The 13,058-nt window shown below is 55.7% G+C and carries 10 protein-coding genes; 6 read left to right on the forward strand and 4 right to left on the reverse strand.

Going from position 1 to position 13,058, the window contains the following annotated elements:
• Nucleotides 1–171: 171 nt before the first annotated feature.
• From I9182_RS06565 to I9182_RS06585, 5 genes are all read left to right on the forward strand, one after another.
• Nucleotides 172–1,407, forward strand: a complete 1,236-nt coding sequence (locus tag I9182_RS06565) for a lytic murein transglycosylase (RefSeq protein ID WP_209597388.1) — start codon at nt 172–174, stop codon at nt 1,405–1,407.
• Nucleotides 1,408–2,043: 636 nt separating this feature from the next.
• A complete protein-coding gene (gene galU, locus I9182_RS06570; protein WP_209597390.1) occupies nt 2,044–2,937 on the forward strand; it encodes a UTP--glucose-1-phosphate uridylyltransferase GalU in 894 nt (297 codons plus the stop codon).
• A gap of 71 nt (nt 2,938–3,008) precedes the next feature.
• Nucleotides 3,009–4,448: a mannose-1-phosphate guanylyltransferase/mannose-6-phosphate isomerase gene (locus I9182_RS06575; RefSeq protein WP_209597391.1), complete on the forward strand. Its 1,440-nt coding sequence runs from the start codon at nt 3,009–3,011 to the stop codon at nt 4,446–4,448.
• 177 nt (nt 4,449–4,625) lie between these two features.
• Nucleotides 4,626–5,690 (forward strand): DUF2793 domain-containing protein, encoded by a 1,065-nt coding sequence (locus I9182_RS06580; RefSeq protein WP_245222515.1) that lies wholly within the window; start codon nt 4,626–4,628, stop codon nt 5,688–5,690.
• A gap of 381 nt (nt 5,691–6,071) precedes the next feature.
• Nucleotides 6,072–7,376: a UDP-glucose/GDP-mannose dehydrogenase family protein gene (locus I9182_RS06585; RefSeq protein WP_209597396.1), complete on the forward strand. Its 1,305-nt coding sequence runs from the start codon at nt 6,072–6,074 to the stop codon at nt 7,374–7,376.
• Nucleotides 7,377–7,418: 42 nt separating this feature from the next.
• Here I9182_RS06585 and I9182_RS06590 read toward each other — a convergent pair whose 3' ends face one another.
• From I9182_RS06590 to I9182_RS06600, 3 genes are read right to left on the reverse strand one after another with little or no spacing between them, the layout of a single operon-like run.
• A complete protein-coding gene (locus I9182_RS06590; RefSeq protein ID WP_245220758.1) occupies nt 7,419–8,495 on the reverse strand; it encodes a helix-turn-helix domain-containing protein in 1,077 nt (358 codons plus the stop codon).
• A gap of 46 nt (nt 8,496–8,541) precedes the next feature.
• Nucleotides 8,542–9,279 (reverse strand): hypothetical protein, encoded by a 738-nt coding sequence (locus I9182_RS06595; protein ID WP_209597397.1) that lies wholly within the window; start codon nt 9,277–9,279, stop codon nt 8,542–8,544.
• On the reverse strand, nt 9,276–9,812 hold the full coding sequence (locus I9182_RS06600; protein WP_209597399.1) for an RNA polymerase sigma factor: 537 nt from the start codon (nt 9,810–9,812) through the stop codon (nt 9,276–9,278). The genes I9182_RS06595 and I9182_RS06600 overlap by 4 nt, the downstream gene beginning before the upstream one ends.
• Nucleotides 9,813–10,236: 424 nt before the next feature.
• On the opposite strand from I9182_RS06600, the gene I9182_RS06605 reads away from it, so the two are divergent.
• Complete coding sequence (locus I9182_RS06605; protein ID WP_209597401.1) at nt 10,237–12,021, forward strand: ABC transporter ATP-binding protein; 1,785 nt, start codon at nt 10,237–10,239, stop codon at nt 12,019–12,021.
• Nucleotides 12,022–12,171: 150 nt separating this feature from the next.
• On the opposite strand, the gene bhcR is transcribed toward I9182_RS06605, so the two are convergent.
• A complete protein-coding gene (bhcR, locus tag I9182_RS06610; protein ID WP_209597403.1) occupies nt 12,172–13,020 on the reverse strand; it encodes an HTH-type transcriptional regulator BhcR in 849 nt (282 codons plus the stop codon).
• Nucleotides 13,021–13,058: the final 38 nt, after the last annotated feature.

A 13,058-nucleotide genomic window follows, 5' to 3' on the forward strand; every position in this document is an offset into this window, starting at 1 on the left:
CCTCATCTCGATCCCATCCAACTATCGGCAAGTGGGTGAATTTTCTCAAGAGTTATTCCGAACCAGGGATTGCCATCCTCAACTTTCTTTCAACTTTGGGTGTAAACGGCGACGGGTCGCGCGGCATCTTCCCGTTGACTTGCAAGGCCAGTCGGGACAGATAAATCGTCAATGCGTACTTTGCTGTTCACTTTAGGATTGATCCTTCTGACCCAGACCACACTGGCACAGGATCGTGCAGCAATTGAACGCCAGTTTCAGTCGTGGTTGTTGGAGACGATCTGGCCGCAGGCGCAGGCCAAAGGTGTTTCGCGCAACACACTGCAACAGGCGTTTTCCGGTGTTACTCTGAACTGGGACCTGCCTGACCTGGTTCCGCCCGGACAAAAACACAAAACGCCCAAGGCGCAAAAACAAGCCGAATTTGGCTCGCCCAGCCGGTATTTCAATCCGGGGTCAATTCAGGGTGCAACGTCTGTCGGGCGCAGGATGGCGAGGCAACATTCTGCGATTCTTGCGAAAGTCGAAAACAATACAGGCGTTCCTGCTCGTATCATTCTGGCAATCTGGGGCAGAGAAAGCGGCTATGGGCAGGTGCCAATCCGCCATGATGCGTTCAGGGTTCTGTCGACCAAGGCATTCATGAGCACACGCGCGGACTACTTCACGACCGAGCTTATCGCAGCTCTGCAAATCGCGGAAGCAGGGCCCCTGCCAGCCCGGCAAATGAAAAGCAGTTGGGCAGGCGCGTTAGGACAACCCCAATTCATGCCATCAAGCTATTTGGCATACGCCGCAGATGGCAACGGCGATGGACAGTTCGATATCTGGGGGTCATCCGATGATACAATCACATCGATTGGCAACTACCTGAAACAGCACGGCTGGGTCGCCGGGCGTGACTGGGGCTTCGAAGTGTCTGTGCCAGCAACCGTATCATGTGCATTGGAAGGACCTGATCAGGGGCGGTCAATCCAGCAATGGGAAGCGATGGGCATAAACCGGGTCTCGGGCAAACCTTATCCAGCTCACGAGCTGAAGGGTGCAGGTTACCTGATGATGCCGGCCGGACGATTTGGTCCTGCTTTTCTTGTCACTCCCAATTTTTACGTTCTTAAGGAATACAACAAAAGCGATCTGTATGCTTTGTTCGTGGGCCATGTCGGTGACAGAATCCAATTTGGAAGCGGCGATTTTAAAGGACAATGGGGCAAGGTCGGTGGCTTGTACCGTTCTGACATCGCAAAGATGCAGGGCGCGCTGGAAAGCTTGGGGTACGATGTCGGGGGCGTTGACGGTTTGCCAGGTTTCAAAACCCGCCGATCAATAGGCAGATGGCAGGAAGCGATGGGTCTTGCACCTACCTGTTTTCCTGAAATCTCGATGAAAACAAAACTGGCCCGATAAGGCACCAAGCATGCATTGAACGGTCTCTGGTAACTTGCCTGAGCGTCTTACCGCCGGTCGCAACAGACCGTCATTAACATCAATCTTTGTGGTTGCGATTATATTGTTGCTCAATCGAAAACTAACTTGATGCGTCAGACCATGTATTTCCATGAAGCTCGGATTTTTGCCGACGGGTTGCGTGTGCCATTTAGACACGCCGCTTGCGACTAAGCGAGCCGTGTTAATTTCAAACGCACAGTCCTTGCCAACTGAGTTCTTTTTTTGACCGCGCAGCCCAAAACTTCTCGTTATAACAATGCGATATGCCCATCCAATGTAAGGTACGCGGGACTCCGTCCGGGGACTATTTAAGTCAACTGACGCTGCTCCAAACACATCAACTTTCCGTGATCGACAAATCGTCGCCAGATTTTTGGCACAGAGTTGTAACGGAAGGGTCTCTGGGAACTGTGGTTCAGTCCTTGTATACAGGAAACAATAGAGTCGGCTTTTGACTCATCTGGACCGAGATGGCACGAGTTGGTCAATTACAGTCGGCACACCGGGCATGATTGATTGACACGGTTTTGAAGACTAAGAGGACATTCCGGATGTTTTTTGCTTTGCCGGCCAAGTTTTGTTTTGAGAGGCACCATGACACGTAAAGTCACCAAAGCAGTTTTTCCAGTGGCGGGAATGGGAACCCGGTTTTTGCCGGCAACCAAATCCGTTCCGAAAGAGATCATGACGTTGGTGGATCGCCCGCTGGTGCAATATGCAATCGACGAAGCCCGCGCCGCTGGGATCAAAGAGTTCATCTTTGTGACGTCTCGCGGGAAATCCGCGCTTGAAGATTACTTTGACCATAACCTCGTCCTCGAACAGGAGCTAATGGCCAAAGGTAAAAACAAGCTTCTCGATATCCTGAACAAGACCAACATGGAAAGCGGCGCGATAGCCTATATCCGCCAACACAAAGCCTTGGGGTTGGGCCACGCCGTATGGTGCGCGCGCCGTTTGATAGGCGATGAACCTTTTGCCGTAATGCTGCCTGACGATGTGATTGCTGCAGACAAACCATGTCTGCAACAAATGGTTGAAGCCTATGAAGAAACAGGCGGCAACATGGTGGCAACGATGGAAGTTCCACCAGAAAAGACAAGTTCGTACGGCGTGCTGGATGTTGTCGACAGTATTGGCCCGGTCATTCCAGCCAAGGGTATGGTTGAAAAGCCTGAGCCGTCGAAAGCGCCATCCAATCTGGCAGTTATTGGTCGTTATATTCTTCGACCTTCCGTGCTGAACAACCTGAACGCAATGAAAACCGGAAGTGGTGGTGAAATCCAACTGACTGATGCAATCGCCGAGGATATCGCATCCGGTGTGCCTGTTTTTGGATACAAGTTCGACGGGCAGCGTTTCGACTGCGGCTCAAAATCCGGTTTTCTGCAAGCAACCGTTTCCTTTGCCCTTGCCCGTGACGACCTGCGTGATGACCTGAGCCAATATCTGAATGACATTGTGGCAACTGGAAAAGCGGCCCAGTAGCCACGGGATCTTTCAGTCTACAAAAATAATTGAACAATATCGTTGGTCATCAGCAATTCAGGGGCACGTGTATGAACAGTACGGTCTATCCAGTCATCCTGTGTGGTGGTTCAGGAACGCGTTTGTGGCCCCTGTCGCGCAAAAGCTATCCCAAGCAATTCGTTCCACTTGTCGGCAAAACCAGTCTTTTGCAAGATTGTGCTGACCGGATGTTGGGACCCTCTCATGCACCCTATGCCAAACCAATGGTTCTCACCAACGAAGCCTTTCGGTTTATTGTCCCTGAACAGTTAACCACCGTGGGGATCGACCCCGGTCCGATCCTGATTGAGCCTGAAGGGCGCAACACGGCCCCTGCCGTACTGGCGGCGGCGCTCTACCTTGCCTCACGTGATCCGGATGCCATCATGCTGGTTGCACCTTCCGATCATGTGCTTCCAAACAAGGCGGCTTTTCATCAGGCCGTCGCCGAAGGCACGCGCGCAATTGCCGAACGAGGCGATCTGGTGACATTTGGTATTACGCCCACTCGGCCCGAAACCGGGTATGGCTACTTAAAGCTGAACGACGCCCTAGACGCGTCCGGGGGTGCAGTTCGCCTGGATCGGTTCGTGGAGAAACCGGATCTGGATGCGGCGCAGGCGATGGTGAAAGATGGCAGTTACCTGTGGAATTCCGGCATCTTCCTGTTTGCGGCACGTGACATCGTTGCCGCATATGAAAAATTCGCAAGCACCCTTGTTGCACCTGTCCAAAAGGCCGTCGACAACGCAAAGACAGATTTGGGGTTCCTGAGATTGGATCCTTCGGCTTGGACTGACGTCGATGACATCTCGATCGACTATGCGGTCATGGAAAAAGCTCCCAACCTCAGCGTGGTTCCGTATTCCGCTGGTTGGTCGGATGTTGGCAGTTGGACGGCTGTTCAAGAATTGTCAAACCCTGATGAAAACGGCATCGCGACAAATGGGGAAGTAACCACAATCGACTGCCGCAACGTTCTGATACGATCAGAATCGCCAGCTCAGGAAGTGGTGGCAATGGGGCTTGAGAACGTTATCGCAGTTGCGATGCCGGATGCTGTGCTGGTTGCTAGCATGGACAAAGCCCAGGACGTCAAGCAGGCTGTCGCTGCCTTAAAGGCAAAAGGGGCCAAACAGGCAGATACGCTTCCGGTCGATCACCGCCCCTGGGGCTGGTTTGAGAGCCTCGTAATCGGTGACAGATTTCAGGTCAAACGAATCCATGTACATCCTGGCGCAGCGCTCAGTCTGCAGTCCCATCACCATCGGTCCGAGCATTGGATTGTGGTTGAAGGCACCGCCAAGGTTACAGTCGATGATCAGGAACGGCTGGTCAGCGAAAACCAGTCTGTCTATATCCCGCTGGGTGCCGTGCACCGGATGGAGAACCCCGGCAAAGTGCCCATGGTTCTGATCGAAGTTCAGACAGGCACCTACTTGGGCGAAGATGACATCATACGGTACGAAGACATTTATGCCCGAGATTAAGCAGCGACAAAGTTCTCCATAGGCCATACTCGGGTCGGCTTGTCCCCGGAGTTACTTAGGTTAATAGATCATTTCCTGTGCGGTCGGCCAGGTCAGACCGGATTGACGCGCCTTACGGCAGGGTGGCGCGCAACCGACTTCCGGACCGACAGCCACAGGAGGACCCCCCCCGTGTCAATGACCTCACCCAGATTGCGCCTGCCTTTTCTACAACCTTCGCAGGCTCAAAAACACGTTACTCACAATGAAGCACTGCGGCAGCTTGATCTGGTCGTGCAGCTGACAGTGCGAACGACCAATGCCGGCACTCCGCCCGTAGTCCCCGAGCAGGGCGATGTCTATGCTCTGGGCGTCACCCCCACTGGGGACTGGGCCGGACATGCAGGAGAGCTTGCCGCATGGCTGGACAACGCCTGGCATTTCTTGACCCCGTATGCGGGCTGGCGCGCCTGGGACGAGACCACTGGTGAACTGAAATTCTGGAATGGGTCTGATTGGCTACCCTTGCCCGTCAATACACAGAACCTGGACGGTATTGGGGTGGCAACAAGCTCAGACCTTACGAATCGCTTGTCTGTCCGAAGCCCAGCCTCGCTTCTGAGCCATGAGGGCGGCGGGCATCAGCTGAAGATCAACAAGGCGGGTGCGAGCGATACGGCATCGCTGGTGTTTCAGTCGAACTGGACCGGCCACGCTGAAATGGGGTTATCCGGAAGTACGGGGTTTTCAATCAAAGTGTCCCCAGACGGAGGATCCTGGACGGAAGCTTTGACTTTTGACCCCGCGACCGGAACAGCGGCTGGTGCAGCTGTTCAGGGCGATGCGACGGATACCACTCCGGGTCGACTTATGCGTGCAGACTACGGTTATGGGCCGGGCAACCTTCTGGGGGCGGTATCGGAAGTTGGCGGTACACCAACCGGTGCGGTCATAGAGCGCGGAAGTAATGCCAATGGCGATTTTACGCGTTTTGCCGATGGAACCCTGATTTGCACCGCCGCGTTGTTGCCTGTCGCTTGCACGACCGCTGAAGGCGCATTATTCGCAAGCGCTGCAATAACGTGGGACTACCCAGCGCCATTTTCCTCTGCGCCCTGCATTAGTGGCAGCGCTGGAGCTAATAATCGTTTCATCGGGTTTGATGGGCCCGGAAACACTCAAGCCTCGTGCAAAGCTCTCTCCGCAACTTCGGATACAGCAGCTTTTTCACCAAGTGTCATCGCCATAGGGCGCTGGTTCTGAGTGCAGCTGCCGCCTGAACTGTGGTTCGGGCGGTTTTTTGTGTAGTCGAGCCATTTCCTTAGCAATCGCCGATTCCATTGGACCCACCGAAGACGCCGAACTCCGGGCGAAAAAGCAGGCAGCGCGACACCACACGCCTGATGGCTGTTTACTTCAGACCCATGCCCAGAATTGTGTCTTTTTAGCTGACAATGGCCGTGATTCAACAGGTTCTGCGCAGCACGACGGATTGAAAAACCTCTGTTTCAGTACTTATTGCCTCAAAAACAACAAGAAAACATGGGAACTCAGCAGCCATACCTGTAAATCATTGAAACCGGCGCTGGATTCTTCGATTGTGCCCGCGCCGTTGATAGTAATTGGTAAAAAAGGATTTGGCAGATGCGCATTGCAATGATCGGCACCGGGTATGTGGGCCTTGTGTCCGGCGTGTGTTTTTCGGACTTCGGTCATGATGTGATTTGCGTTGATAAGGCTGAGCAGAAAATCGATATGCTCAAAGCCGGACAGGTGCCTATTTATGAACCGGGTCTTGACGTGCTGATGGCGCGAAACGTCGCGGCTGGCCGCCTGAGCTTCACAACCGATCTTGCAGCCGCAGTAGACGGCGCCGATGCTGTCTTTATTGCTGTCGGAACGCCAACCCGGCGTGGAGACGGCCATGCGGATCTGACTTATGTGATGGCAGCGGCGGAAGAAATCGCTCAGGCTGTCACCGGGTATACCGTTATCGTCACAAAATCGACTGTGCCCGTCGGAACAAACAGGAATGTGTGGGAAACAGTCAAGGCCGCCAACCCCCAGGCCGAATTTGACGTGGCTTCGAACCCTGAATTCCTTCGCGAAGGCGCGGCAATCGACGATTTCATGCGCCCGGATCGCGTCGTGGTCGGCGTTGAAAATGACCGCGCGGCCGAAGTGATGGCAGAAATATACCGCCCTCTGTATCTGCGCGACTTCCCGATCCTGACCACCGATCTGGAAAGCGCGGAGATGATAAAATACGCCGCCAACGCGTTTTTGGCGACCAAGATCACCTTCATCAATGAAATCGCCGGGCTATGCGAAAAAGTTGGTGCGGATGTTAAAGAAGTCTCGCGTGGCATTGGCCTTGACGGGCGGATTGGCAACAAATTCCTGCATGCAGGACCTGGCTACGGTGGTTCATGTTTTCCAAAAGACACGGCCGCGTTGGCCCGGATCGGGCAGGACCACGCGCATCCAATGCAGATCACCGAGACCGTCATCCGCGTGAATGACGAAATCAAGAAACGGATGATCGAGAAAATTCGTGACGCATGTGACGATCATTTCAACGGCAAAACCGTGGCGGTTCTGGGTGTCACATTCAAACCCAATACGGACGATATGCGCGACGCGCCATCGCTGTCTATCGTCCCCGCCCTGATAGGCGGAGGCGCAAAGGTGCGTGTTGTTGACCCACAGGGAAAATCTGAAGGAGAGGCGCTTTTGCCGGGCGCCGAATGGTGCGACGATCCGTATATCGCCGCGCGGGGCGCGGATGTTGTTGTGCTGCTGACGGAATGGAATGAATTCCGCGCGCTGAACCTTTCCGAAATTGCGGCGTCAATGAAATCAGCCAGGATGGTCGACCTGCGCAACATCTACTCGAAAACTACAGCGCTGAAATCGGGGTTCGAAACCTACGTCGGCGTTGGACGCTGAAAGCACCCGTCCAATCTTACCGTTTCGCAAGTAGTTGACGGATCATAATGCGGCTGTCCAAACCCGGTAGCGGCCTTGTCCGGTGACCTCGCGCACCAGGCCTCTCCGGGTGAACAGGTCAAAGTTCCGCTGAACCGCTGCGCGGGAAGAATTGGTAAGTTCTTCTGCAAGTGGGGCCGAGACCATCGGCCACGCCGCCAGAGCATCAATCAGACGCGGGGGGGTGCGACCGCTCAGATCCTGCGTCGCGTCGCGGGCCTTACCCTCCCAGACACTGATCCTGTCGAGGTGCAGCAAAGCCGCAAGAACAGCTTGCCCGGAGCCCTGTATCCAAGACCCTAACTTTTCCGTCGGCCCACCTGTTCCGCGCAACGCACCCGGACCAGACAACGCCAGAGGCATGAACATTGCGCCACCCCGCCCCATCGAAGCCGCGTGCCGCGCTGCGATGATTGCCGCCTCGGTGTCTTGTCCGACCCCCTGCGAAACCGCTCGCCATGCATGAAACGCGATGGCCGATTGTGTCACCGGGTGCAGCCTTTCAGCATTCCGCATGACTTCGGCCAGATCAACGATCGCCTCAGGCGTCGCATCGGCCCCCTGAGCCAGACGGTCGAGAAACGCGGTCAACCCGCTTTCCCACCCGCCTGTCGCAGGGCCCGCGCCTGAGCTCAGACGGCGCACGGCCCAACCTGCCCGAAACAGCGCCTGCACGTCATCGTGGGTCGCGCCGATCCTCAGACCCGTCCACAAAGCTAGGCGGTCCACGCTGACCCGATCCCCTGTCCACCACCCCAGATCGGACGTTTCCATAAGTGCCAAACGATGCGTCCACCCCTCAGGCCCCGAACGCAGCCGCTCATCCAGAGCGCCAAAGGTCAGGGCAAGATCAGCAAGCTCTGCCGACAATTCTGATTGTGCTAAATACCAATCGCGCGGATCGAATAACGGGCGCTGATCCGATCGGGGACCAGGCAAAAAGAAATCTTCCTCCACGTCCTGGTCCGGAGGCAAAAACCAAGGGTCATCCTCTTCTGCCGGATCACCATCATAGATGCTGGCTGGGCCAAGATCATCGACCTCGTCTTCTGGAAGGGGCGTGGTTTTCTTCGGCGTCATACCCGGCATTCTTTGGGCATTTGCAACAGTTCACAAGGGTTTTCCATCAGCCCGAGAATGTGCGGGTCAATACTTCCAGTTCGGCGCTTAAATCCGTCTGCGGGGAACTGCCCAACAGCATATATCCATAGCCGCCCTGCTCCCACTTTGCAGTTGCCAAACCGCTCAACACCGTATGTTGAACTTCGGTATTTGCGGCATTCGGTCCCTGGCGAATGACACAGAAGGCAAGTGGTTGACCCTGATCGTCGGCAAAAACCACTTGGATCAAGGGCTTGCCTTTGAATGAAAGAACCTGCGCCCGCTTCAGCTCCAACCCTGGCAACGCTTCCAGTGTTTCCTGATTCAGCGATCGTCCCAGCTCGGCTTCGGCCATTGCAAATTGCTTGGTCAGCGACGCTTCTGAACTGTCCAGCGATGCAATCGTTTCCGGCACGTAAAGTGATTGATAGATCGCGGCCTGCTGGGTCCAGCTTAAGTCTGCTGGCCGGGTGGCCCAGAAGGTTACGGCGACGGCTGCAAACGCCGCGCTGGCAGCCACCACAACAAGACGCAGAAACCCGTCATTGGCGGGCCGCGTCGTTTTTTCCGGAAGGTCCACCTTCGGCGCTTCAGCGGGCAGGTTCACAAAAACATCCCGAACAGCAGGCGCAAACGGATCCAGCGCCATCAGACGATGTTCCAGCGCAGCGTCATCTACAACCGCAGCCTCAATAGCGCGGGTCTGAGCCTCATCCAGGCTGCCTTCCAGATATGCTAACAGCGTCTCGTCGGAAAACGTCATTTGCCACTCCGTCGCGCGGTGTCCGCTGCATCAACCTGCATCACAGTTTTAAGTTTCTGCCGGGTATTCGAAAGCCGGCTCATGATCGTGCCGATTGGAACCTCCAACAAGGCGGCGGCTTCGCGGTAACTGTACCCCTCAACGAAGACGAGCATAACCGTTTCGCGCTGTGCCTCTGGCAACTGCATCACTTGAGTAAACACTTCAGCCGCAAAAATATTCGTTTCCGTGTCCGGTCCCGTTGCAACCAGATCCGCTTCGGGGGTCACCGACAGCGCCTGCGCGCGCCTAACCGACCGCGAACGCAGCTCGTTCAGCCAGATCGACCGGCAGATTGTCATCAACCAGCTATCCAAACGGTTGTGCGACGTCACCTGATGATGTCGTTCAAGCGCGCGCAAACATGTGGCCTGTAACAAATCATCGGCTACATCCGAGGCACCCGATAATGCCAGCGCAAACCGCCAGACACGCTTCGAATGCGTCTGAACCGCATCGCGGACGGCTTGTTCAGAAGTTATCTCAGCTCTCATCGAATGATCGCGACCTGCTTGTGTTTCTAAATTGCGGACCGGACCCGCAAGGGCAGAATTGCCATATTTGGCCGTGAAATGAAACGAAACTCCTGTTCAAAACAGTCACATTTGCGTCTGTAATTGTTGCAGCGCCTATTTCAGCAACCGGTTGGGTATTGGATGCCAGTCATTTGCGACAGTTGTTTTGGTTTTGACCAATGACATGTTGCTCGAAAGAACAGGAGCCACAGCCTTTTTCGATTTTAGGTTTATGCTTGGTTTAGTTTTTTGGTTTTGGTTGCGGGTTTGTGTGTGAGGTCTTATTTAGCGTGTTTGGATGTTGGGATGGGTTGGTCTGCCGCAGGGTTGCATCTGTCCTTTAGGCGCGGCGGGATATGGGGTATCTGGGCGTGCGCACCGTTTCACGGATTTGGAGAACGCAATGATGAAGCGCGCCTGGAACAAGTGGCGATCGGGCTATATGGGCCGGCTTGTCGGTGAGAGCTTTTATGCGCAGGGCGGGCTTTACGGCGTTGCGATCCTGGCGATGATCGCGGTAGCGGTCACCACCGCCGGCTCGGCTTACATGATGGAATATATCGTCGATGCCATGACCAGCCCGGAGTTGCGGGGATGGGCGCATGTCATTGCGCTGGGGGTTGTGCTTCTGTTCCTGACCAAGGCGGTGGCCTCGTATATTCAGGCCGTTTTTCTGGCACGCGCGGGCAACCGGATTGTGGCCCAGCAGCAGGAGAAGCTGTACCGCAAGCTGGTCCGGCACGGGGTGTCGTTTTTCTCGACCAATGAATCATCGGATCTGCTGATGCGCACGACCAATGGCGCGCAATCGGCCCGAAGCCTGATTGATGTTCTGGTCACCGGGTTTGTCCGCGATGCCCTGACCCTGGTCGGCCTGATTGTGGTCATGGTGTATCAGCAGCCGGTTCTGTCGGTGATGTTCTTTGTGGTGGGCCCGGTTGCCCTGCTGGGCGTGCGGTATCTGCTGAAAAGCGTGCGCTCGATCATGCAGGCCGAGTTCAAATCGCTGGCAGAGATCATCCGGGTGCTGCAGGAGACCTCGGCGGGGATCAAGGTGATCAAGGTGTTTGCGCTTGAAGATCGCATGATCGACCGAATGGAGACCGCAATCCGGAAGGTCGAACAGCGCTCGAACGACATCGCCCGGCTGCAGGCCATTGCCAGCCCGCTGATGGAGTTTCTGGCCGGTCTGGCGGTTGCCGGGGTTCTCATTGTCAGCACGATGGGCATCGCGGGCACCGAACAGCCGACCGCGGGTCAGCTGATGTCCTTCATCACCGCTTTGCTGATGGCCTATGAACCTGCCAAGCGCCTGTCCAGGATGCGGGTCCAGATCGAAACCTGCATGGTCGGTGTCGGCATGTTGTTCAGCCTGCTGGATCAGGAGGACACGATGGTGGAAAGCCCCCGGGCCCGTGACCTGAGTGACGGCCCCGGACAGATCAAGCTGCGCAATGTGACCTTTGGCTATCAGGGCACGGTGCCGGTGATCGACAACATGAGCGCCACTTTCGAGGCCGGGAAAACCACGGCCCTTGTCGGCCAGTCCGGTGGTGGCAAATCCACGTTGTTTGGCCTGATCATGCGGTTTTACGACCCCGATCAGGGCAGCGTCGAGATCGATGGCCAGGACCTGAGGGAGGTCAGCTTTGCCTCGCTGCGGCGGAAAATCTCGTATGTCGGTCAGGACACGTTCCTGTTCTCGGCCTCGGTGATGGACAACCTGCGCTGCTCGGCACCCGATGCGAGCGATGAAGAGGTGATCGCGGCAGCCCGGGCCGCACATGCGCATCAGTTCATCACCGACCTGCCGCAGGGCTATGAGACCCCGGTGGGCGAAAACGGAACCTTTCTGTCGGGCGGTCAGAAACAGCGCATCGCGATAGCCCGTGCCATTCTGCGCAAGGCCGAAATCCTGCTGCTGGACGAGGCCACAAGCGCGCTGGACGCGGAATCGGAATCGCTGGTCAAAGAGGCGCTGGACGCCCTGACACAGGATGTCACCGTCATCGTCATCGCCCACCGCCTGTCAACCGTGCTGGAGGCAGACAAGATCATCGTCATCCAGGACGGCACCATCGCCGAACAGGGAAACCTCGACCAACTCATGCAGAAAAACGGCCCTTTCAAAAACCTCTTCGACCAACAGTTCAATAAACACAAACAAAAACAAAATGTCGCAGAATAATGGGGAGGGTTGGAAGGCAGGCGGCCGGAAGGGGTCACGCCTGTTCTGCTATTGAGCTTGTCTGTGCACAAGGCATGTCACCACGCGTTGGTGTTGTGTCGTGGCAGACGAACCCGGGAACGGCGGTCGACGTACGTCGGCGGCAAAGCCTTAGGGTTGCGGTGACAAAACTGTCCCACCAATAGCCAGCGTCAACTGGCGCGCCGCTTCCATCACCGGGCGGCTCAGCCGTTCGATTTCGGTCGCTCTGACGCGGCTGGTTGGCCCGGACACGGAAAGCCCTGCGACCGCCTCTCTGTTGATATCGAAAACGGGTGCTGCGATGCATCGCATACCCGTAGTCTTTTCTTCGTTATCCACGGAAAAACCCCGCAATCTGATGGTTGTAAGATCTTTTTTCAACGCCTCAGGGCTGGTAATCGACTGATCCGTAAAAGCCTGTAAATTCGCGGCGGCCAACCTTCTGTTCAATCTGTCTTCGTCCATATGGGCCAATAACGCTTTTCCGATGCCCGACGCGTGCATGGGTGACAATGTACCGGGGGGGAAAAACGCCCGGATGCTTTCATGTGTTTCCACCTGGCTCAGGAACAACACCAGACCTTCTTTCTCAATTCCCAAATTGGCGGTCTCGCCTGTGGTTTCCATCAGCTTGCGCATGATCGGCCGTGCCCGCTCCACCAGACTGGTTCGGCGCAGAAACCGCGAGCCGATGACAAATGCCTGCGGGCCAATGTGCCAAACCTGTTCTTCATGGTCGAACTCGACCAGGCCCCTGCCCTGCAACGTCACGAGGATGCGATAAACCGTGGCCGGTGCCTGACGCATTTCATCTGAAAGTTCAGTAAGAGCTTTGCCTTGCGCCTGGCTCAGATACTCGAAAACCTCCATCGCCCGATCCAGTGATTTGATCGTATTCTGCGCGGTTTTGTCGTCCCACCCCCGCGGTCTTCCCCGGGCTTTGCGACGGAGTTTCGGGTCATTGTCTTGCAATTCCATAAGAACCCTCTGATCATTTGTGAAAGACTATTTCATGA

It is taken from the genome of Ruegeria sp. HKCCSP351, assembly GCF_017872535.1.
Lineage (GTDB): Bacteria > Pseudomonadota > Alphaproteobacteria > Rhodobacterales > Rhodobacteraceae > Ruegeria.

Bases quoted from the DNA above. Each gene is read 5' to 3' on its own strand.
- I9182_RS06595 (WP_209597397.1), bottom strand. From the start codon at position 9,279: ATGACGTTTTCCGACGAGACGCTGTTAGCATATCTGGAAGGCAGCCTG.
- galU (WP_209597390.1), top strand. From the start codon at position 2,044: ATGACACGTAAAGTCACCAAAGCAGTTTTTCCAGTGGCGGGAATGGGA.
- I9182_RS06565 (WP_209597388.1), top strand. From the start codon at position 172: ATGCGTACTTTGCTGTTCACTTTAGGATTGATCCTTCTGACCCAGACC.
- I9182_RS06575 (WP_209597391.1), top strand. From the start codon at position 3,009: ATGAACAGTACGGTCTATCCAGTCATCCTGTGTGGTGGTTCAGGAACG.
- bhcR (WP_209597403.1), bottom strand. From the start codon at position 13,020: ATGGAATTGCAAGACAATGACCCGAAACTCCGTCGCAAAGCCCGGGGA.
- I9182_RS06580 (WP_245222515.1), top strand. From the start codon at position 4,626: ATGACCTCACCCAGATTGCGCCTGCCTTTTCTACAACCTTCGCAGGCT.
- I9182_RS06585 (WP_209597396.1), top strand. From the start codon at position 6,072: ATGCGCATTGCAATGATCGGCACCGGGTATGTGGGCCTTGTGTCCGGC.
- I9182_RS06600 (WP_209597399.1), bottom strand. From the start codon at position 9,812: ATGAGAGCTGAGATAACTTCTGAACAAGCCGTCCGCGATGCGGTTCAG.
- I9182_RS06590 (WP_245220758.1), bottom strand. From the start codon at position 8,495: ATGACGCCGAAGAAAACCACGCCCCTTCCAGAAGACGAGGTCGATGAT.
- I9182_RS06605 (WP_209597401.1), top strand. From the start codon at position 10,237: ATGATGAAGCGCGCCTGGAACAAGTGGCGATCGGGCTATATGGGCCGG.